At 64.6% G+C, this 22592-nt stretch carries 11 protein-coding genes; 9 read left to right on the forward strand and 2 right to left on the reverse strand.

From position 1 onward, the window contains the following. Positions 1 to 401 precede the first annotated feature (401 nt). The gene (locus tag ASG95_RS20850) at positions 402 to 2027 is read left to right on the forward strand and encodes a serine/threonine-protein kinase (RefSeq protein ID WP_162259386.1); all 1626 of its coding nucleotides are present in this window, start codon (positions 402 to 404) and stop codon (positions 2025 to 2027) included. Positions 2028 to 2560: 533 nt separating this feature from the next. Here the strand turns inward: ASG95_RS20850 and ASG95_RS09875 are convergent. Beyond that, a complete protein-coding gene (locus ASG95_RS09875; protein WP_057377335.1) occupies positions 2561 to 4924 on the reverse strand; it encodes a hypothetical protein in 2364 nt (787 codons plus the stop codon). 147 nt (positions 4925 to 5071) lie between these two features. Between ASG95_RS09875 and ASG95_RS09880 the strand changes: the two genes are divergently transcribed. From ASG95_RS09880 to ASG95_RS09905, 5 genes are all read left to right on the forward strand, one after another. Further along, positions 5072 to 6376, forward strand: coding sequence for a hypothetical protein (locus ASG95_RS09880; protein ID WP_157581901.1), 1305 nt, complete (start codon positions 5072 to 5074; stop codon positions 6374 to 6376). Further along, positions 6373 to 7227: a hypothetical protein gene (locus tag ASG95_RS09885; protein WP_057377337.1), complete on the forward strand. Its 855-nt coding sequence runs from the start codon at positions 6373 to 6375 to the stop codon at positions 7225 to 7227. Before ASG95_RS09880 ends, ASG95_RS09885 begins: the two co-directional genes overlap by 4 nt. Before the next feature lie 505 nt (positions 7228 to 7732). Next, on the forward strand, positions 7733 to 15631 hold the full coding sequence (locus ASG95_RS09890) for an AAA domain-containing protein (RefSeq protein WP_162259387.1): 7899 nt from the start codon (positions 7733 to 7735) through the stop codon (positions 15629 to 15631). 157 nt (positions 15632 to 15788) lie between these two features. After that, complete coding sequence (locus ASG95_RS09895; RefSeq protein WP_057377339.1) at positions 15789 to 18233, forward strand: AAA family ATPase; 2445 nt, start codon at positions 15789 to 15791, stop codon at positions 18231 to 18233. Between the two features lie 643 nt (positions 18234 to 18876). Beyond that, the gene (locus ASG95_RS09905; RefSeq protein WP_057377340.1) at positions 18877 to 20379 is read left to right on the forward strand and encodes a hypothetical protein; all 1503 of its coding nucleotides are present in this window, start codon (positions 18877 to 18879) and stop codon (positions 20377 to 20379) included. Positions 20380 to 20545: 166 nt separating this feature from the next. Here ASG95_RS09905 and ASG95_RS09910 read toward each other — a convergent pair whose 3' ends face one another. Then, positions 20546 to 20830, reverse strand: coding sequence for a hypothetical protein (locus ASG95_RS09910; RefSeq protein ID WP_157581904.1), 285 nt, complete (start codon positions 20828 to 20830; stop codon positions 20546 to 20548). 71 nt (positions 20831 to 20901) lie between these two features. Between ASG95_RS09910 and ASG95_RS09915 the strand changes: the two genes are divergently transcribed. From ASG95_RS09915 to ASG95_RS09925, 3 genes are all read left to right on the forward strand, one after another. Continuing rightward, positions 20902 to 21060, forward strand: coding sequence for a hypothetical protein (locus tag ASG95_RS09915; protein WP_157581907.1), 159 nt, complete (start codon positions 20902 to 20904; stop codon positions 21058 to 21060). 155 nt (positions 21061 to 21215) lie between these two features. After that, positions 21216 to 21632 carry a hypothetical protein gene (locus tag ASG95_RS09920; RefSeq protein ID WP_157581910.1) on the forward strand — a complete coding sequence of 139 codons (417 nt, stop codon included), beginning with the start codon at positions 21216 to 21218 and terminating at the stop codon, positions 21630 to 21632. Between the two features lie 565 nt (positions 21633 to 22197). Beyond that, positions 22198 to 22533 (forward strand): helix-turn-helix transcriptional regulator, encoded by a 336-nt coding sequence (locus tag ASG95_RS09925; protein ID WP_057377344.1) that lies wholly within the window; start codon positions 22198 to 22200, stop codon positions 22531 to 22533. Positions 22534 to 22592 lie beyond the last annotated feature (59 nt).

Raw genomic sequence — 22592 nt, forward strand, 5'->3', positions numbered from 1 at the left:
AGTCAGTTCCCTTCGACGCCGGCCTCCACCGCGCCGGGTCGCGCCGGCGGCTATTGCTACCTCGAGAAGGGATATCCGGTGCCCCCATCGACCTTGACATCGTCACCAAGGCAGCTGGGCCCATCATCAATCTCCACAAGTCACCGTTGCGGACTTGGCGTCGCCGGAGCGAGCTCATGGCGAGGGTTTGAACGCACGGCGGGCGGAGGTGGTTAGTGTCAACCTCAGCCCCCACGGCCAGTGGGGGCTGAGGTCACTGTCCGTGAAGTCGTCGCCCATCGAGACACGCGCTGGCCGGGGATGTATCGGACAGGATGTCTGGAGCACGAAGTTGTGCGCGCCCAGACCGTTCTACGCCTGAGCTTGGGAAGTTGCGCTGGAACTGCGGGGGAGGAGCTGCGTTGGTTGGCATAGGGGAGGTGGTCGGCGGCTATCGGCTACTCAAAATGCTGGGCGCACGAGGGCAAGGGCACGTCTTTCTGGCGGAGGATGACCGCGGATATCAGTACGCGCTGAAGGTGCCACTGGTTGGAAACGTCGTCAGGTTCCGGCGCGAACTTGACGGCGCCCGTGAAGTCGAAAGTGCCTTTGTTGCAAGGGTCTGGGACTACGACCTCTCAACTGATCCCCCCTTTATCGCCTATCAGGTGGTACCTGGCGATCCCTTGGACGTAGCCATAACAACCAGGGAAATCAGCCCTGTCGACTTGCTCTCGATATTCCGCGATGTTGCGAACGGGTTGGCGGACATTCATAGTGTCTCCACCGCGTCGATCCCACAGCTTTCGCATGGCGACTTAACGCTTGACAACGTGATGGTCACTAATCGCAACTCGGCAATGATCATCGACTTCGGAGCCGCCAAGACAGGCATGGATTCAAGCCTTAGTCGTGAGGTCTTTGGCAAATTTGGTTACTTCTCGCCCGAGCAGTTGATCGGTCCGACAGGCGGGGGTCCGGCATCGGATGTCTGGCAGTTTGGTGTGGCGTTAGCAGTGGCGGCGACCGGCCACATGCCGTTCGGCAGCGGGCCAGCGAGCATGCAGCGCGTTCTTGACGGCGTTCCGAATCTTGAGGCACTGCCGACATTCATGGCCCACATCGTGCTTCCCTGCCTCAGGAAGGATCCCCGGAGCCGCCCATCGGCTGAGGAGATTGCTCAGAGGCTCTCTTGGACGATGGGCCGCGATGAAACCGAACTGCGCCGCAGCGGGACAGTTCGACGGGTCATGTCTATCGGATGCACGGTTGGGGCTGACGGCCTCCTACTTCGCCGCGCACGACTCCGTGGCGAAAGCGCCGACAAGATCTGGGCTTGGCCAACGGTCTCCCCTGAGGTCGCTGTCGGCGATCTCCTACTTCGCTCCCCGTGGAGTCGAAGACTGCTTGGCTCCAAATGGGAAGAGATGGATCGGCGTCAGCTACAGCCCCCCGGTAGAGAAGTAGTGGAACCTCCGACCCAATGTCCCAGTTGTGGCGCCGGGCTGCTGCTGACTGCCGGGAACTGGAGGACTGCCCGCCGCCCGGAGTTGCGGCCAGAGCGCCATGTTGAGCCGGTCTACTGCCCCAAGGGGTATGCGTGTCTGCACCAATTGGAGGACACGCTGTCAAGGTTCGCCACCCATACACGGATAGGTGCTTTGCGTGGCCCCATGATCGAACTGGCGGCGGCCGCGGGCCTGACTCCTGCAGACATCTTGGAGGGAGCGGCAAATACGCGTCTGGCCCTTTCGGAAGAGCTGCGCTACAAGGAGCCAGACAGACTGGCCAGGCTTGATCGGGAGAAACGGGCCTTTGCGGAGCGGGCGCGCAATGGAGACGCGATGTCGCTGCTCATGGCGTTTGGGATCCCCGGCCACACCCCGGACTGGGGGTGGCCTCGAACGAAACTGACAGACCTCTTGGCTGACGAGCCCGATGGGGTCTTGCCCCAGATGGCCGACTGGCTTCGCGCGCCGTTTCGCGAGTGGTGGCAGGAGAGAGGAGATGAGGTGAGGCGCGCAAGCCTTGCGCTACTCACGGCCTGACTTGAATGCGAGTGGACCAGTCCGCCCTCCGCGCCCGACTACGTGTGTGCCATCGACTGCCAGCAGGCTTCAAATGGGATCTGCGACGCAGAGGAAGGGGCTCGACTACTGACCGCGCACCATCGACGGAGGCGCCCGCAGGACAGACCCCGAAATGTCCTAAACTTTCCTACCTGCGGCTCACACGGACGAGCGCGCATGCGAATCGCTCACAGGTGAGCGTGATCTTGGTGGATGGCGGTTATTCGCGGATCAGCCTACGCAGGGACTCGGCTTGGCGCACCAGGTCGTCGATAGGGCCGGACCGGGAAGCTCAGGATTGATGAGTAGCGGGACCCAGAGATGCCCGTGATCGTGACGAGCGGACGCGCCGAAGGCAGAGGTCATGGTTCGGGTCCTTAGCGTCTGCCAGTACGGGTGGCTCGCGTCGTAACGGACCCAAATCGGTTCTGAACCCTCGTCGGCAAACTGTGGGCACGGCGACGGTCGCGCTGCCCAAGGAGCAAACGTTGGCATTTGGGGGCTCTCCTCCGTCACCGCTGGACCTCCGGGTTGTCGTGGTGGGACTTGAGGTGTCCGAGGACGGCGTCGAGGTCAGCTACGTCGGAGGGCCTGATCACGATCAGCTCGAGGCCGTGCCGGTCGGCCAGATCGCGCTTCGCCAGCATCTTCGCGTCGTAGGTGGGCGCGCCAGCCATACCTGCGGCCTCGACGTATACCCCGGCGACCAGCCAGTCCGCTCGGCGGCCGTTCGGGTTGAGTTCGCTGTCGTAGGGGTAGCTGGGCTCAACCTCGTGCGGCATGCCGCGGCTGAAGAAGTAGTCGTCGATGTACCGCTCGAGCAGCGACCGACACGGATGCCCGTCCTCCGCGGTCGAATACAGGCCGTAGGAGGGCCTCCAGCCGTCGGTCATCACTCCGCTCTTCTCAAGCCACTCGGTCCACGACCAGCGCGGCCCTTCATCCGAACCGGGGCGCGGAAGGCAGATGCGGAGGAGCAGCTGCCGGGTGACCTCATCGGCGGGCAGGCCGGTCAACGGCGCCGTGAGCATCTCCCGCGCCGGCGGGCCCCCGGTTGCTGCTGCGAGCTGACGGATCGATTCCAGGGCGCCGCGGCTCCTAGTCTCCGTCCACGGGCTCATACTCCCTGCGAGCGCATCTTCGACGCACTCGGCGCAGTATTTGACCGACCCGGTGAACAACAGAGACCGGATGAACAGTGAGTCGAAGAGGAACAGCCGGCCACATGTGACGCAGCGCCCTGTCTGCGGCGTGTCCGGCTCCATGTCGAGTAGGCCGGCGTGAATCAGGGCGGACGTGGCGACGAGAAGCCTGCCGCGGTCATCTTGGGAGAATGCCACGGGGAGGTCCGGCTCGGTCAGGGCCCGACGTCGGCTCCGATCCGTGAGCAGGTCCTTCAGTCCAGGCTGCCCACACGAAGCGAGCTGAGCGGACGACATCTCCGCGAGGAACTGCTGGTGCAGCTGGTGCCCTGGCCTAGATCCGCCACTGCCGCGACGTCTGCGGGGGCCGTCCACCCACGGGAGGTCACCCCACCACGCGGGGTCAACCGTCCGAAGCCGTATGGAAGCTAGAACGGGGGCGTGGATCTGTGAGATACCCGCAGCCCAGGTGACAGCAGCGGCCGCCGACGGCGGCAACGGAGTCGGGGCGATCGCTTCGCTTATGGCTCCCAGCTGCCAGGCCGTCCACACACCGGAGCGATGCCCCCACCACTTGTGCGCGCTATGGCTCTCCTCGAACCGCGAAGGGCCAGAGCCGCGAAGACACGCTTCGACCCCGGCGGCCACAAGGCGGGGAACCAGTCTGCGACTTTCAGGAGTCAGTTTCCGTCTTGGCCGCCGCCGCGGCAGAACCCTGACAAGATCTGCCGGGTCGAAATCCGTGCGATCGACTGTGTAGGACTTTGGCAGCCGACTGCCGCCGGACGGCGGCGGTGGCAGGTCAGGATACAGCTTGTGGTAGAGGTCAGGCCTATACCCGTGTGGTGCCTCGAACCCGATCAGCTCCGAAACCTCAAGCCCATGCCATTCGAGGACCTCGGTGACCGTGTCGAGCCAAGCGTTGGCGGCGCACATGAGTTGGCCATTAGGGAAGAGCACACCCGCGACCGCTGGCTCGAGGTGCATTTGCTCCGGAAGCAGGCGGACCGTCAATTCGCGACCCCCACCAAGGCCGTCGACTCGAGCACTCGCGGTCGGTGACGAGTCCCAGCCACGAAGTGGCGGTAGGACATGGTGCCCATTGGCCTCGAGCAACATGGCAGCCGCGTGCCTGGCGTCCTGGTTGTCGGTCGCCAGGACGTGGGAGGAAAGGTAGAGGCGCCCGATGATGTCTCGGTCTGCCTTCAACAGCACTCGTGAGTCGCCCTGCTGTCCCCAGACCCTCAATGTCAAGCTCTCTACCGCTGGCGCTCGCTCCCCGACGGGGCGCTGACATTGCGCCAGGAGCTTGACAGCCGCGCGTTCCCGGGCGGCCTCCGTCCGCTGAAGCTGAGCGCGAATCCTCCGGCGGACCGCGTCATCGTGGTCCATTAACGTGGCCGACGCAGCCTCGAGCCAGCCGGGGGGCGATTCGGCAGGTGCAGCACGAGTCGGCTCACCGACTCCGACCGCTCCATCCTCGGCGAAGACCATCGTGGTCACGTTCACCGCGTCCGCGACGGCCGCCCCCACACGGTAGGCCCCAGTGACTGCCCCCAACTCGGCTCGTTCGATGGTTTGCGACAGCTCCGGCGACATGACAGCGAACGCGCCGTAGCGACTGGCCACCAGGAACACGACGCTCGGTGGCACCCATGCGGCAGACACCAGGGCCGCATACTGCTCACCTGGCTGCGACGCCTGCTTCTGAACGCGGAGCCCAGAGGCGTTCACGTCCCCAAAACTAGCCGAGGCCAGCCAGGAGCTCCACCACTACCGGCGTCAGCTATCAGGCTCAAACATTCGGTTCGACCCTAGGGCCCCCGCCGTTGGGCCTACCTTCTAAGAGACATGTCGGTGGGTGGCGGAAGGGTGGGTGTCATGAGGGACCACAGGGCGGCGTACGCCGAGACGGCACATCGCGCGGCTGCGCATGTCTTGGAAGTTGAGCCGACGCCGTTTGCGCCGGCACGAATGAGCAAGTACGCCCATTGGTTTGAGGATCCACAGCACGGCAGCCTCGTTGCCGTCATCACCCCTGGCGAGAAGCCGACCGTGACCGACGAGGTGCTCGCGTACGGTCTGGCGTGGCAGCACAACCGGGACCTGCTGCTGGTCGTGCCTGACAACATGGTGATCGAGGCGATCTCCCGCATTGGCTGGCTCGAGACCGAGGTTCGTGTGTTCCATTTCGCCGGCATGGAGGACAGCGTTCCCCAGCCGGTGCGTAGTCCTGGTCGCTTCGCCATCCTGGAATCTATGGCTGAACTGCCCGAGCGCATGCCGAAGAAGGGCGCGTTGAAGGCTGGCCACGACTCGTGGCTCGACAACATCCACACTCAGGAGATCGGGCTGGTCGGCCATGATCGCGGGGGATACCTTTCTTGGCACCACGAAGGTCTCCAGGTGCTGCAGGCCTCCGAGACCAAGGGCGGGCTGCGCATTCGGGCAGGGGTCCAGTACAAGACACCGCAGCCGGGCCGGGAGGTGTTCGACAAGACGTTCACCGGTGCCCCGACCCTCGGTGAGATCGCGGTCATCAATGCGAAGGTCGCGCTTGCGATCGAGGATGGCGGGAGCTTGACCTCGCAGATGCGGGAACACAAGCTCCAAGCCACCCTCAAGGGTCAGCCCGAGGCGCTTGGCCTGACGGACTTGTGGCGCGAGTTCCCTGCGTGGCGCGGCCTGATCACGTCCTCGGTGCCTCCGTTCGGAAGGTCGGGCTTCATTGACTTCCTCGGTGTCGATGCCGCGGGGGTTCTGCATGTCGTGGAGACCAAGATCGGTCACGACCCCAAGGTGGTCCTGCAGGCGCTTGACTACGCGATCTGGGTGCGGGCGAACGATGCAGCGATCCGTTCCCAACTGAAGGACGCGGGGCACATCATCCCGACGCCTCTGGGGTACCCCCCGGCTGGAGGAACGCCGGCACCCATCCACCTGGTTCTGGGGGCGGGGGAGTCGGGAACCGCTTTCAACGGCTACTTGGCTGGGCAGATCGAGGCCCTGGCCGGAGACTGTCGCGTCAGCGTCTACCTGACGGCCGAACCGACCGCGGACACGCTGTCGTTGACCAAGGTTCCGGCGCGTGACATATGGGAGCCGAGCGCGCTGGTCTCGAAGCCGGTCGTCGGACCGCGGTGGCCAGGGGAGCTCACGTCGAGGCTCGGGCAGGGAACCGGGTGAGCCGACCGATCCTGTTTCATCCCGATGACGCCGCCGCAGTCCTGCCGGGCGCGCTCTCGGCACTGACCGACATCCGCAGCCGCGGTCTGGCGCACCGGTACGTGCGCCATGTGCGCAGCTCCCAAGCGTTCGCACTCAACCTGTTCGCACCGCTCGAAGCGGACGGTGTTCGGACCGTGTTTGCCCACCTGGGGCTCGTTGTCGAGGAAGTGGAGGCTCCGTTCTTTGAGTACGAGGACACCCTCGACCGACTCGCCGAGGCGTCCAAACGGAGCCCGCACCGCACCCAGGTCGACGTGCTCTTGCGTGGCGCCACCGATGACGGCCGTAGGGTCGCGGCCCTGATTGAGGTCAAGCTAGGCGAGCCAAACTTCGGGACCTGCAGCGCGTTTGCCAGTCCGGAGAACATCGACCGCGACGTGTGTGGCCGGCCAGGGCTCTTCGGCGGCGACCCGGGCCGCTGCTTTCAGGTCAACAACCACGGATACGGACACCGCCGGTACGCCGAGTACCTCGCGGGGGTCGAGCTCGTCCCACCCTCCCCACGCGCCGATGACGGTGGGTGCTGGGTGCGCGCTGGCCGCAGCCAGCCAATGCGGAACCTTGCCCTGGCGCACATGCTGGTCGCTGAGGGGGAAGCGGACGAGATCGTCTTCGCGTTGTGCGCGCCGGTCCAGCACGAGGCGATGTGGCGACGGTTCGCCGAGTTTCGAGCCGTATTCAGCGACACGAAGTCCGTCACTATTCGAGAATTGCGAGCCGAGACCGTCGCCCGACAGCACCCCGACGGCGGGACAGCATTCGCAGGCAAATACATCCTGGCTTTGAGCGACCGCAACATCAGACGATGAGCGAAGCCCTGACCCGACATGCGAGATCGACACTCGTTATTGGCGTCGCTTGTGCCGGCTAGGCCTGGCGAACCGTGCCGGCAGGACCCGTCCACATACTCCGTCCCACTCCTAAACCAACCGCGACGGCCGCCGTCTGACAAACGATCGTGGGCAGTCAAGCAGTCGCCTGTCAGACTAGGAGCGATCCTCGGCCTGGTCGGCCCCCAGTAAGGCGATAGCGCCCCTCCACAATGGGTCCTAGGTATCCGCGATCCCGCTCACGCTCGGCTCTGGACAGCGAGCGTATCCGTCCATTACGGCGCTGTCGCACGGCGAAATGTCCGGTGGGTGGCGTGTCAACGCATCCGAAACCGGGGCAACGCAGCGATGTCTCCGTCACAATGGCGAGCGGTCCTCATCCGGTCGAAAGTTCTCACGGCCTACATGTCTCGCGGCGGAAACCGTGTGCTTGAGTTGGTGCTCTCCACGCGCTATGTCGGCCCGATTGGTATACAAGGTCTGGATGACGGGGATCAAGACGAACGAGGGGTATGCAATGGCCACCGACCGGACCTCAGAGGCCCGCGCCACTTTGCACCCTCTGGTCACGGACCTCGCAGAGGCGCTTGCGCGTGACGCTGGGTCGCGCGCCGAGATCGTGCGCGGAGACAACCAAAGCTGGCTCGCGGTCGAAGAGACGTCCAGCACGATCACATTCGTCGAGGCCGAGGGAACCGAACTCCGCATCGTTCCGTTCGTAGGGGACTCGGAGGCGATTCGGGGGCGTTCCTTCGTCAATGAGATCAGGCCATCGTGGCTCGATGGTGAGCGCGAGCTGGTGGCTGATGTGTCAGCCCTGCACAGCCACGCCGACCGCGGCCAAGTCATCGACTTGATGCGCGCGGCGTTGGACTACTGGACCAAGTCCGCCGACACCCCGGCACCTGCAGCCGCGGCAGCTCCGGTTGTCGAAGAGCCAATAGCGGCACACGAGACAGCGGAGGTCGATTTCTCCGAAGAGGCGATCGATGCACCGGCCGACGAATCCACGGCTGAGGTCGTCCGGACTGTAGAAGTGCGCCTTCGCGCGGATATCAGCGATCAATGGTCGTGGGCGTCGTCCGCCGCACGCATCCCGCAGATCTCGGATCTAACCGTCGCTGTCGTAGAGCCAATCGAGCACGCTCGAATCAGCGTTGTAGTGCGCGACGCGGACGTGCAGTTCGGCACGAAGCTCGCCTTCGAGGGCTCGCTGAACGCAGGCACCTCCGTCCTTGGCAGTGTCCATGTGCCACTCTCCGCTCGGGTCATGTCGCAGGTGGAGGAGCGGCGGGGTGCCGAGTGCGTCATCACCCTCGACGACGCCGGCTCCGGTCGTGTGCTTGCTCGATATGACGAGGAGCTAGACATCCAGCCGCGGGACCTTTGGTTCTGGCAGGGTGATCCGCGTCGTTCAGACCAGCGGGTGCGTATGGAGCGCCGGTTTGGTGAACTCGTGGGGCTCGTCCAGGAGGATCCTGAGCATCCCGACATCGCGGACATGCTCGAGGAGCTTGAGGCGCTCAAGCACGCCATCAACGTCCGTGAGGGCCGGACCAGTCTAGGCGAGTCGTTGCTGGCCTCGTTCGTACGGCCAAATCACCCCGAGATCTCGGCCGTTTCGCGTGAGGCTGCCGACTTCCTCGGGAAAGCCACTGGCGACTCTTCCTTTCATGCGTTCCAGATAGAAGACATCGCCCAGGCAGAGGAACGTGCCGACGCGACGGTGGCGGCCATCTATGAAGCGCTCCAAGCTCGTTCCATCTCCTATTCGGAGCCGCCGCCTGGGTGGGACTACACAACTGCGGGTCAACGCATCCGGGACCACGGTGAGGTTGCGAAGGCCGGACTTGGCACCTGCATGGATACGACCGTGCTCATGGCAGCGGTTATCGAACAGGTCGGCCTCCACCCGGTCCTTGTCTTCATCCCGGGGCACATCTTCGCCGGCTACTGGCGGCGGGACCCGCAGCTCGAGCGGCGAGGCTCCAAGCCGGAGTGGTACCCGGGGACGCCAGTCGTCTCGAACCCAGGAATGGTGATGGCCCTCGTAGAGGGCGGCTGGCTTGGCATCATCGAAACGACGACATTCACCGCTGGGAATAACGTGTCTGCTGGAGATGCGCGCAGCCGTGCTCGCTACGAAAACCTGGCGAGGGGGCTCCAAGCGGGGTTCATCGGGCTTGTGGACGTGGCCGCTGCGAGGCGTGAGGGAGTCTCGCCGCTCCCTGCCATCAATGAGCGCACGGATGGCGTCACAGAGATCATCGAATACCGGGCTGGCGGTGCGCCTGCGGTGACGGAGGTCGCCACCGATTCCCTCGACGCAGTCCTCCCCGAGCGCCAGGTAGACAGCCACCCCGCGCGATACCGCACATGGAAGTCATCACTCTTCAGCCTCAACGCCACCAACTCACTCCTCAACCTCGGCAGTAACGCGCGCGTCCAGCCCCTCGTGCTCCCGCGCGAGGCGCTCGGCCTCCTAGAGGACAAGCTCAATCAGGACGTCTCCTTCAGCCTGCACAGCGGCTACGACGTCCCTGAGGTATGGCGTGCAAGAGACATAGCCAACGCCCTGCAACTCGTGGAGTCGGGGGAGACGGACGACCGGCGAGAGCTCGTCGCGCAGCTCGGCAATCGGAAGATCTTCGTTCAGAGGTTCGGCCGTGTGCGAGGCGAGTTCGGGCCCCTCGGCTCGGCGACCTTCGCAAAGGAGATCCGGTCAATGGCGCACAGCGCCAAGACTGCTCGCGATGAGCGAGGGATGAACCCCCTCTTCCTCTGCATCGGACTCCTCCGTTGGCCCTACAAGGCGGGTGTTTTCGCCGAAGCGCCGCTGATCCTTATTCCGGTGAACATCGCCGCCTCTCGAGGGCGTCAGGAGTTCACGCTCTCACTCGATTCCTCTCAGCAGACCACTCCAAACGCGGCTCTGATCGAGTGGCTGCGGCGGGAGCACGGACTCACGATCCCCGGACTCGCTGAGCCCCTGGCTGACCGCGCCGGTATCGACGTAGACGGCGTCCTAGCAGAGGTGCGGAAGGCCGTTGCCGATCGCGGCCTACCATTCGATGTCGCAGCGGAGGCTCGCCTCGCCACGCTGGATCTTTCTGCGTTCCGCATGTGGCAGGACCTCAACGTCAATGCGGACCACTTCTTCGAACGCCCCCTCGTGAAGCACCTCGTCCACACGCCCACCGAGACCTTCGAGGACCCCGCGATCGAGGCGGCTGGCGACGCTGCCCATGACGATGCCTTCGACGATGAGCTGGAGCGGCTGGAAGCCCCCATCCCGGCCGACTCCACTCAGAAGCGAGCCGTCCTCTGGGCGAGGCAAGGGCGCACCTTCGTCCTCCAAGGGCCCCCCGGAACCGGCAAATCGCAGACCATCACAAACATTGTGGCCGAATGCCTACTCACCGGTCTCCGTGTTCTCTTCGTGGCTGAGAAGGGCACCGCCTTGGCCGTGGTGCAGCGGCGATTGGACGCAATTGGTCTCGGCCCCTTTACGTTGAACCTTCACCACGAGGGCTCCAACGCAGGCGAGGTACGCGCCCAGCTCAAGCGCTCGCTGACGGCAACGGTCATTCCAGACAACCTGGCAATGGAGAGTGCTCGTCGTCAGCTAAGGAACGCGCGCTTCGAGCTGACCCAGTACCCGCAACAACTCCACAAGCCCAACGCAGCAGGACTCTCGGCCTACAGCGCGCACGATGAGTTGCTCGTGCTCCAAGACGGCCCGTCGATGCCGATTCCAACGACCCTCGTCGCACACAACGCCGAGCAGATCGGCGCGCTCAAGAGCCTCTTCGAGAACCTCCAACGGTGGACCGCGGCAGCGGGCGTTCGTCCCGACCATCCCTGGCGGCTCGCCGGGGTTGGGGAGGGCGACCCGTTTGACCTTGAGCGCGTAAGTGGCGCAGTCCGCGGCATCCTCACGGGCGTATCGTGGTCAGCTTCGCACACCGGGGCATTGCGCGAGGCCCTCGACTCGGTGACCCGGCCCGCACAACTCAACACTCTGGCGGCAGCAGCCAACCCCACCTTCCCATCTGGGGATGAGTTGGTCGGAGTGCTCGACTCGAGCTGGCCGGCACGCTCCGCCGAAACGCTCGCTGCCTGTGAGCGAGCAGTCGAAGGTTGGACCCGCAAGCTGAGCGGGTTCGCTCCTGACGTACTCGGGCTCGACCTGCGCAGCGTCGCACAGCAGTTCGACGCCGCCACGGGGTCGGGCTTCATGGGACGCAAGGGCCGCCAGACAGCAGCCATCGCTCCACTCGCAGCCGTGGCCCCCGCAGGCATGGACCTCAACCCGGCCAACGCTCGGGCGCTCTTGGCCGACCTCGTTGCTGCGATGGATGCGGGCGAACAAGTCCGGACCGCGATCGCCGCCACGCCGGGCCTGTCGGGGACTGTGCCGACAAACGCGTTCATGCCCGGTGCGCTCGCGGCCGCTCGCGTAGCGGTCGAGGAACTCACTCATGCGACTGCCAGCCTCCGTGATGGGGGCGAGTGGACGCAACGTGTCAACGACCTTGCAGTTGCTGGCCACTTGGCTGGGCAGTCCGAGGCCTTGGTCGCTTATGCGGCCGCGTGGAGCGACCTTTGGACCGAACTGGCCATCCAGGTCGCCGACTTCGAGGCTTGGCGAAACGATGCGACGCTGATCTCGGCAGTGGGCCGGGTCGAGGAGACCTGGCGGCGAGATGTGGACCACGAGCGGCTCGTGCCGCTACAGCGGTGGTGCACTCTCGTACGCAAACTTGAGCCGATGAGGTCCGCCGGCCTCGACCAAGCGAGAGTCGAGATCCTCGAAGGCGCTCTGCCGGCCTACACCGCTGAAGATGCGCTCGCGCGCGGTGTCGCACGGGCGTCGCTCGCCGAACGCATCACCACCGAGGGACTCGACCGTTTCGACGCTGTTGCGCATGACCAACGCGTTTCGTCCTACTCCGAGTCCCAAACGCAGGTGCGCAACCAATGGGTCACCGACGGGCCGGCGCGGATCATGGCACGCAGGGGTGGCGGCGGCCTTGGTTCGCGCACTGGAGGACTCGCTCGGGAACTGGAGAAGACCACAAGGAAGCTCGGAACCCGCCCCATCCTGCGGAAGTACGGCGAAGCTGTCCAGGAACTCACGCCCCTCGTGCTCTGCAGCCCGTCGTCTGTCGTCGACCTCATCGAACCGGGTGTCATGGAGTTCGACCTCGTCATCTTCGACGAGGCTTCGCAGATCACTGTCCCCGAAGCAGTTGGAGCGCTTGGTCGGGCCCGCGCCGCGATCGTCGTTGGTGACAGCAAGCAGATGCCGCCCACCCGCAAGGTCGGCGGTGGCTCAGTCGACGACGACGAGATCGACGACCCGGATGCGGAGGAGATCCTCGAGGACCAGGAGTCGATCCTCAGCGAGTGCGAGCTCGCTCGCGTTCCCACGCTCAGTCTCAACTGGCACTACCGCAGCCAGGACGAGGCCCTCATTGCCTTCAGCAACCGCACGTACTACCGAGGCGACCTGAGCAGTTTCCCGACACCCACGCTGCTCTCGTCCGAGACGGGTCTTGAGTTCCGTCCGGTGCGCTGGACGGAGAACGGCGACAAGGGCATGTACCTCCGTGCGGGCGCCCCGAAGGTTGACCTCGGAAATGGGATCGTTGCGGGCTCCAACACCAACCCATTCGAGGCAGCCGAGATCGTGAAGTACGTTCGCGACCTCGTCCATGCAGCGCCGACCCTGCCCTCGGTCGGCATCGTGACGTTCAACGAGCAGCAAAGGCAGCTCATCGAGGATCTCCTTCTCGCCGATGGTGATCCCAAGGTGGCCGACGTCCTCGACGAGTCCAAGATGGGCCGAGGCGAGGCCCTCTTCGTGAAGGCCCTGGAACAGGTCCAAGGCGACGAGCGCGACATCGTGATCTTCTCCATCGCGTTCTCCAAGCAGGCGAACGGCAAGGTCCCCACCAACTTCGGCCCGCTCTCGAATGCCGGTGGTGAGCGACGGCTGAACGTCGCCGTCACACGCGCGCGCCGCAAGAACGTCGTGTTCTGCTCCTTCAACCCAGCCTCTAACGAGCTCGACGTCACCGGATCGACCTACCAAGGACCGAAGGACCTCAAGCAGTTCTTGATGGACGCGCAGGCAGCGGGCTCTCAGGGCAACGGGGCCGAGATCGCGCACCGCATCGCAATACGGGATCGGCACCGTGACGACATCGCGGCGGCACTGCGAGACGCGGGCCTTCACGTGATGTCAGATGTCGGCATGTCCAACTTCAGGCTCGACCTCGTTCTCGCGCGACCCGAGAACCCGCAGCGGCCGATCCTCCCCGTTCTGCTGGACGGTGAGAGCTGGATGAAGCGCAACACGGTCTCCGATCGTGACGTCCTTCCGGTGGAGGTGCTTGAGAACCTCATGGGCTGGCCGACAGTTGCTCGCATCTGGTGGCCGATGTGGCTGCAGAACCGCGAAGAGGTACTCGCTCGCATCCTTGCCGAAGTGGACAGGGCAGAAATCGCACTGAAGGGCGGGGTCGCCAAACCGGGGCAGGATGGCCCTCCCGAGGCCATCTCGGCGTCGGAGGCCGCGACCCTTGGCCCGGAAGGTCAGGACAGGTCGTTGATGGTCGCGGCTACGTCCGGTGCAAAGTCCTTTGAATCTGAGCTGGAGGTGGTTCCCTCTCCAGTGGATGTTGCTGCGCCGCAACCATCCGTTGAGTCTCCGAGCGCCCTCGAGCCGCCGCTGGAGCAGGCACAGGGGACAGCAACTGCCAGTGTCGCGCCACCAGTCGAGTCCGAGTCGCCCGTCCGCGCCAGTGAGCGTGATCAGCGTCCGTCGGGCGGGAGTCACTCAGCAGCGGACGATGCTGGGTCGATCAGTGAGTTCGTGGCCGCCCACGCCAACGTCGTCGGGGCCCGCCTGGTTCTGGACGCACTGCCCGATCGGGCAGCGGCAGCCATCGTTGGGGAGCAGCTCCTGGACGTGATCGAGGCTGAGGGCCCGATTGAGTTGGCGAGGCTCACACGCATAGTCGCACGGAGATTCGGCCTCAATGCAGTGCGGGCGGCTCGGGCGGACGACATTGCCCGCCTCGTCCCCAGGGCGCAACTCAGGAAGGGGCGTCTGGGCTCATTCGCGTGGCCGGCGAACCTCGACCCCGCGACATGGACCGGAATCCGCTACGTCGACGCCGATGCCACTCGTTCCCTGGACGAGGTAGCCCCGGAGGAGATCGCCAATGCAATGCTCGCGGTGCGGGCGGAGTACCCGGGTGCGAGCGGCGAAGACATCCTTCGTCGGACCGCAGAGTTTTTCGGCATCCTCCGCCTTGGTGCAAACGTCCGTTCGCGGCTCGACGCCGTCTACAAAATGCTTCCATCGGACGCACCCGCCGCGTTGGCGACCGCCCCAGTGGCTGAGCCACCCGGTCGCCATGTACCCGCGCCGGCTGCTGACACTGGGCCTGAGCGGGCAACTCCTCAGCAGCCGCATGTAGGGCCGATATCGACGCCGACTCCGGAGGTACCTGTCGCTCGACCACCCGACCCGGTCGTTCAGCAGCTTGCACGAGAAGCCGAGACCATTCGGCCGGACCTGGGCAGGGTCGAGGCCTACCTCTACTACGACTACGCCCGTGACCGAGAGCTTGGGCGCGACCTGAAGAGCTTGGTCGATCAACTGGTGCTGGACCCGGACTACGACGGGCGCAACCCCAGCCCTGTTGCGGACGCACGAACTGCCCACCTGTCGGCCGAAGACGCCGAGTCGGTCGGCTACGCAGCGCGGATGGTGTGGCGCGAGACCGTAGGAAAAGCGCTTGACCGGGTAACAAAGATGCTGGTCACTCACCTGGCCGCGGACCCCGAGTTCGATCCGCTTCCTTGGGAAGCAGACATCAGCGACTTCGTAGCTAGCCGGATGACAGGCACAAGGCCCGGACTCGTGGCACTTGTTCAGCAGCAACTCAACCAGTACGCCTACGAAAGTGGCCTCATCGCGAAGGTCGAGGAGGAATTGCAACGCGAGGCGCGAATGGCCCTTCGTGCCATGTCACCTCTCGATCGGGACATGTACGGCTTCACGAGTAGGAACGCCAAGCGCCTTCAGTTGGCCGAGCCGTACATCTCGCACGTCAAGGAGAGCCGGCGACGATTCGTCGTCTACTGGATGTCTCGGTTCGAGGGGGAGGACTTGGGTCTCAAGCGGGAGGCGCGCTACGCCACCGCTGTCCGGAGATTGGCGGCGCAGGGTCAGACGCGAGCCTCCATTTCGCGCATGCTGGGGGTCTCTACATCGGTCATGGACCGCATCGAACGGGAGAATCGCAAAGACGTCCTATTGGGCCCAGACGACCCGATCCTCACCGATCTGGCTCCGTCACTCCAATGACTCGATCGGTTCGCCAACGTAGTTTCTTGGGACCTCTGAACACCGCGCGCGGCGCAACTGCATGGGCGCCACGCAGTCGTCCCAGCGTCATCCACCAAGATGGCATGGCCAGTGCGGATCACGTGTGTTTGAGACTGGCGCAGATACTGTGCGCGTTATGACCCAGGATCTCGCTGGCCTTGTGGCTGATCGAATCGATGCTGATACGGCGCTGTCGACCGAGGCCGGGTTGCTCGTTTTGGCCGCCTTGGAGAGCGATGGCGCCCTGGTTGAGGCACTTACCGGCGAGACCTCCACGCCACAGGTATTTGAGGACACCCGATCCGTTCCCGCAGCACCCACGGTCGGGATCTTTGTGAAGTCGATTGAGGTCGAGGGGTTTCGCGGAATCGGTGCTCCCGCTGTAGTCGAGTTCTCCCCCCAACCGGGCCTGACAATCATCGCGGGGCGGAATGGATCAGGGAAGTCGAGCTTGGCCGAGGCGTTTGAGGTAGCACTCACTGGCTCTACCTATCGATGGAAGAACAAGTCGGTGCAGTGGAAGGAGCAATGGCGCAACCTGCACCATGCGACAAGATCACGAATTCTTGTCAAGGTCGCTGAAGAGGGTCAGGGCGTAACGACCATCGAGTGCTTGTGGCCCGAAACAACGACCGACGTCGGCGCCGTATCGTCCTGGGTCCAGCGCCCCGGCCAAAAACGCTTGGTGGGAACGGGCGCTCTGGGCTGGTCGGGCGCATTGGAAACCTTCCGGCCGATGATGTCTTACGACGAGCTCGGCGGCATGCTGGAAGCCGTGCCCAGCGCGCTGTACGACGCACTCTCCCGAGCCCTAGGCGTCGAACAGATCGCCGATGGCATCCGCCGTCTCGAGACTCAGCACAAAACGCTGAAAGCGCCGGGGGACGCACTGGCAGCTAGCCGTAAATCACTGCACTCAGACGCGACGGTCATCGACGACGAGCGAGCCGCGACGCTCTCGGCACTCCTGCTGAAGACGCACCCCGACACGACCGCGATCAGGGCCCTCGTCATGGGCTTGGTCCTCACCGACGGCGGCCCACTTAGTCACCTGCGGGTGCTCGAAAGCTTGCGAGCACCGGCGCAGGCCGACGCGATCCAAGCATCCGAGGCACTGAGACGAGCCGTCGCGGACATGGCGAAGGCAGGAGAGGCCGAGCTAGCGCGCGACGCCGCCAGGCTGGATGTCCGCCGCCAAGCAGTACGAGTGCACGAACAGTTCGGTGACATGATCTGTCCTGTCTGCGCTGGCGCCCATCTTGATCACGCTTGGGCCGAGTCAGCCCGCCAAGACATCAGCCGACGATCGCGTCACATGGCGGAGCTTCAGTCCGCGCGTGACGGCCTCGGACGGGCCCGTACGAACGCACACCGTCTGCTGACGCCACGCCCAGCCGCCTTGGACAGTTCGCCCATGCCCGAACTCAACGCCGTCGTACGTACCGCCCGTGACGCCTGGGACGCCTGGGCTGCAGCCCCAGACGATGACCTGGATGTCGCAGATCACCTGCAACGGCACTGGCCGCCCTTCGACGCGGCATTGGCGACACTGCGAGCGGCCGTCACTGCGGAACTCCAATCACGTCATGACGTCTGGACCCCGATCGCTACACGGGCCGTCGCCTTCTGCGATGACTGGGACCGGTGGATGTCGACGAAGGGGATCGTCGACGAATTGGCTACAGCCGTGAAGTGGCTAAAGGCCAACGACATTCGCCTGAAGAACGAGCGCCTGGCACCGATCAGCGATGGCGCCCGCGAAGCCTGGGCGCTAATGCGGCAGGAAAGCAACGTCGACCTCGGCACCCTCACGTTGGAAGGCAGCGCAACCAGGCGCCGTGTCAGCATAGAGTCCACTGTCGACGGCAAGGATGCGGGCGCGCTGGCAGTGATGAGCCAGGGCGAGCTTCACGCGCTCGCCTTGGCCCTCTTCTTGCCGAGGGCGTCATTGCCCGAATCGCCGTTCCGCTTTGTCATCTTGGACGACCCAGTGCAAGCGATGGACCCGGCCAAAGTGGACGGGCTGCTGCAGCTTCTCGCACGGTTGGCGAAGTCCCGACAGGTCATCGTGCTGTCGCACGATGATCGCCTTCCTGCCGCCGCTCGTCGAGCTCGGGTAGGTGCTCGAATCCTCGAACTTTCACGCGGCACGGGCTCATCAGTTCGAATCGCCACCAGCATCGACCCCGCCCAGCGGTACTTGAACGACGCTTACGCGTTGACGCAGGACGAAGGGCTACCCGAAGAGTCCATGCGCCGAACCCTTCCTGGGATGCTTCGATTCGCTATTGAGTCGGCTGCGCGAGACGCCCTCTTCGAGAGGCGTTTGTCTCGCGGCGAGACTCTGGCGAACGTCGAGGAGGCATGGTCAAGCGCTCACGCCACTCGTCAGCGGGTGAGCCTCGCCCTATACGACGAGGTCCGCAGTCTCGATCCTTGGCTGGTGCGGGGATACCGCAAGTTCGGTCTGGGTGTCGCGACCACAGCCATGCACGATGGGCTGAAGGACGCAGCCACCGCCACCGACGCGTGCCGCGCCGTGGAGAACCTGGTGAAGGACCTCAGGATGGGTATCAAGTAGTGGCCGCGGTAGCTCTGCTCGATCAAGCACAGGCGGTCCTCGATGGCGCCTCTTCGGCACGGAACCGGATGGCCTGCTGGATCGCGCGAGCCGCCTTGGAGGAGGCGGTACGCGCTCGCCTTGCCGTCAAGGGCCGGCCACCGGGATCGGGGGCGATGCGAAGCCTGCTTACCTGTTTCGAGGTCGCATACAGCGACGATCCCCTCCTCGTAGACGACGCAGAGTACTCCTGGGCCGGCTTGTCGAATGCATGTCACCAACACGCGTTTGAGTTGGGTCCGACAGCCATCGAAGCACAGCGCCTCATCGACGCGGTCCGCCGCGTGGCCACCAAGACGACCTGAACGTCAGCTGGGTGTCACCGCCCAGCTCTGTGAGGGTTGTTCTACATTCGGCCCCGTCCGCCTCAGGAGAATTGGTGACCAACAGCGTGGCTGAGGTAATCCACCGCAACTGCACCAGCGGATCCCACCTCGCCGAGTCGTACACATCGGCGCGCGGAACACCTCGACCTCCGCGCATCGGAGTGGTTGGGCGCGGGCGAGGCGCGCACCGCTCGTGCAAGAGGTCGGCGGTTGTTTTCATCTGCGGTCGAGTGGCGTGAGCGAGTGCCGGCGGAGCCGCGGGGCCTAGGATCGCGCGCATGCGTCTGATGTCGTCAGTTCTCGGCTTCGTGCTGAGGAAGTTGGGTCTGCTTGTGGCGCTGGTGCTGTCCTTGTTTCTCGTCTCTCTGGTCATGCAAGCCGTCATCCCAAGCCTCCGGGAAGCCGTTGCGGACCGGGATCGACTGCAACAGGTGGCTGAGGAGCGAGCGGCTCTTGAGGAGAACCTGGCGCAACTGAAGAGCGCAGCCGCGCAAGGCCAGAGCACAGCGATCGCGTCTCTTGAGCAAGAGATCAACGCTGAGATCGAGAAGGGGCGCCGCAACGTCACCGAGAAGAGGGCGGAAATCGAGCGTCTGCGTGACGATCAGCAAGACGTCTGCGGCTTTGTTCGCGATCTCATTGATTTGGTGACACCCGGCAGCGCGTGTGAAACCGCTGAAATGGCGGTCAAGAAGGCGGACGAAGCACTGGACACCCTCGAACGAAGCCTGGGCCAGGCTGAGAAGGACGCCGCTGTCCTTCGCGACCCTGACCTGACCAATCAGGAAAAGCTCAGTCAACTCGGTGGCGGCGCAGACCAGGCACCGGTTGAGAGAGAGATCGACAACGAGGAATCGGAGCTGGTCCAGAAGAAGGCCGAAGAGGAGAGCTTGAAGAAAGCCCAGGCATCCGGTCTGGGATGGGTGGTAAACCGGTGGGCCGAGTCGTGGAAGTGGCTGGCAGGCATTGCGCTGCTCGCACTAGTCCTGCCCGTAGCCCTGCGAATCGTCAGCTACTTCCTGCTGATGCCGATGGTGAAGCGGATGCACGCGCCAATCCATCTGGCAGCGGGGTCTGAGAACGCGGCTGCCGACCTTCGCACCACGGATGCGCAGCGGACCCTGACGATCAAGCTTGGCGCCGGTGAAATGTTGTCCGCGAGGTCGGAGCACGTCCGTCCGGTGCAAGGAAAGATACGCAGCCAACTTCTGTACGACTGGACGTCGCCGTTCATCAGCTTCGCGGCCGGGCTTCACGGACTGAGCCGGATCATCGGCGACGAGCGCGGCAGCTCGGCGACGCTGGCAACGCCCGATGACCCCAACTCGTACCTGATGCGCATCGACTTCAAGGACCACCCGGGGCTCGTGATGCATCCGAAGCACGTTGTGGGCGTCATCGGTGCGCCGGAGTTGCAGACGCGCTGGCGGTGGGGCATCCAAGCCTTGGCGACGTGGCAGGTGCGCTACATCATGTTCGTTGGCACCGGCAGTCTGATCGTTCAGGGCAGCGGAGATGTTGTGGCGACCAACCCCGGGGGCGGGTCCACCAGGATGGAACAGAACCTGGTGATGGGGTTCGACTCTCGCTTGACCGTAGGTGTCAATCGGACCGAAGTGTTCTGGCCGTACCTGCGGCGCACAACCCCACTGGTCGACGACGAGTTCCTTGGCCTCCACCCGTTCTTCTGGCAGAAGTCCAGCGCTGACGGACCCAGCACTCCGATTGCAAAGACGTTCGACGCCGTCTTTTCAGCGCTCGGTAAACTGTTTGGCTTCTGAGTTTCTCCCAGAGTGACGTCCCTTGGACACGTGCATCGATACCTGCCTGGGCCTTCTCGTTCCGCAGTGAAAGAGCGGCACGAACTAGTCGCCCAGAGTCTCCACCCCTCGGGAGGGTGGGTCGGGGGGGAGCAGCCAACGGAGCCAGAGAGCCACAGGTCGCGGGTCAGGGCGAGGGGCTGCGGAACCGGACGCCAGCCCCGGCGGCATACATGCGGGGCAGCAGCAGGCCGAGGTCGTCGGGCTCGGGCTTGCCGCAGAAGCCGCCGGTGGCGCTGGCCTGCCCGAGCCGGGGCTGCCTGCTCTGCGGCGTCGGCTCGGTGAACATGGCCGCGATCGAGGTCTCCCGACGGGATGGGCGCGGCGCTGCCACGTCTTCGGTGTGGGAGCGGATCACCACCCCCGCGACCTCGCTCGGTGGTCCCTCTTCGCCGCGAGTGGTTGCGGCCACACCTGCCCGCCATGCACCGATGCCTTCGGCTGACCGGCTCAGTCGGTCCCAGCACCCGGGAGCGTGCCGTCGTGGAGTTCGTCGCGCACAACCACGGCGACGAAAAGGCACCGGCTGCGGGTCTGCTGGCCGACGACTTCCCGCCCACCCTGCCCGCGTGGGGAGCGGTGCGACGGCCGGTCAAGCACACGGCGCGGGGCCACCTGCGCCCGGTGACCGACCGGATCTGAACGCCGTCCGGACCGGGTGTGGCTATGAGTCTCGCCCGGGTGCTCTGGATCAGGCACGGTTGGTCCGGCCCTTCCTAGACAACTTTGACTAACACGGTTGTCCTGATACGCCGAACCGACACCACCTAGCCATGCCGACCCGTAGCCTGCGGAGCATGGGCGTCTCCGATCGCGATCGCGAAGGCGTGGAATGGGGTGGATTCTTCGCGGCCCTCTTCGGCGGCGCGATCGTGGTTGCGGTCGTCGCGGCGATGGTCTGGTTCGTGATGATCGGGCCGATGGTGGACGCCTTCCGGTACACCCCTCCTAGCAGTGGCCAGGGTCACTACGACCCTCCCGACCCGACTCCAGATCTTTCGGACGAGTACCCGGACAGGTATGACGACCACGACATGCCGGCTACGTGGGTCTGCTCGTATGACCCCACGATGAACAACGACTGGCACGACGACGTTCTCTGCACTGACGGAGTGAGCAGAGATCGCCCCTACCTCCTCCCTGACGACTCGTTTGTTACCGACGACGAGCTAATGCGAGAAGCCGCTAGGTACGAGGACTACCTCAACTCCTAGCGAGCCGAGGCCGCTAGGCGGAAATCGGAAGCCAATTCCATTGTCTAGCAGCGGCATTGGCACGTACCGGCAGGTGGACGGCATAAGATGTGCCTTTGGTGTACTGGACGGGGGGCATCCAGACTTCGTTGGGCTCACCGACGTCGACGCAGTTGGGCACAGCGGAGAAGTGTCCTTCTGGGCGAAAGCCGCGAGGCGGCAGCGGGATGCGCGGCTTGGTTCCTGCACCAAGCGATGGCGCCGGTGCCAGCGCGTGCACATGTCCACGGCTACGCCGATGTGGGCCCATATTGAGCCATACTGTGTGTCGCTGGTCAGGCATCTGAGCAGCATTCCTACTGGTTCAAGTCCCGCCTTCGGCACCCAACTGACCTGAGGAAACGACCCCCTGTGGGGGGCGGCCTCCAGGCGCCGTCCACACCCGTCGCCGGCTCAAGCCGCGCATCCGCACCGTGGCCAGATGCGTGGGCGCGACATTGCATGAAGAAGTTAGCAATTGATGTAACCTTCATGTGGACGCCTGAAGGCGCCAGTTCGCGACGATCGGAAATGAGGGGCAGGCTCGATGAGCGTTCCGCTGTACCAAGCGAAGGCAGAGTTCTTCAAGACACTTGGTCACCCCGCGCGGATCCGCATCCTGGAATTGCTCTCCGAGCGTGACCACGCTGTGCACGAGCTGCTCGAGCTGATCGTGATCGAGCCCAGCAACCTCAGCCAGCAGCTGGCCGTCCTGCGCCGGGCGGGTCTGGTCGTGTCTCTCCGGCGCGCTGGGGAGGTCGTCTACTCGATCAGCGTGCCGGAGGTTCGAGACCTGCTCCTGGCGGCTCGCCGCATCCTCTCCGGCGTCATCGCGTCACAGGGCGCGCTGGAGGCCGAACTTTCTCCGTCCACCCGTCCGTGAGCGCCCCGGACCCCGGGGGGCCGGCGTCTCTCACGACAACCTTGCGCCAGTTCTCGGCC

The organism is Phycicoccus sp. Soil803, from assembly GCF_001429685.1.
In the GTDB taxonomy this organism is placed as follows: domain Bacteria; phylum Actinomycetota; class Actinomycetes; order Actinomycetales; family Dermatophilaceae; genus Pedococcus.

Bases quoted from the DNA above. Each gene is read 5' to 3' on its own strand.
- ASG95_RS09880 (WP_157581901.1), top strand. From the start codon at position 5,072: ATGAGGGACCACAGGGCGGCGTACGCCGAGACGGCACATCGCGCGGCT.
- ASG95_RS09890 (WP_162259387.1), top strand. From the start codon at position 7,733: ATGACGGGGATCAAGACGAACGAGGGGTATGCAATGGCCACCGACCGG.
- ASG95_RS09895 (WP_057377339.1), top strand. From the start codon at position 15,789: ATGACCCAGGATCTCGCTGGCCTTGTGGCTGATCGAATCGATGCTGAT.
- ASG95_RS09905 (WP_057377340.1), top strand. From the start codon at position 18,877: ATGCGTCTGATGTCGTCAGTTCTCGGCTTCGTGCTGAGGAAGTTGGGT.
- ASG95_RS09920 (WP_157581910.1), top strand. From the start codon at position 21,216: ATGGGCGTCTCCGATCGCGATCGCGAAGGCGTGGAATGGGGTGGATTC.
- ASG95_RS09925 (WP_057377344.1), top strand. From the start codon at position 22,198: ATGAGCGTTCCGCTGTACCAAGCGAAGGCAGAGTTCTTCAAGACACTT.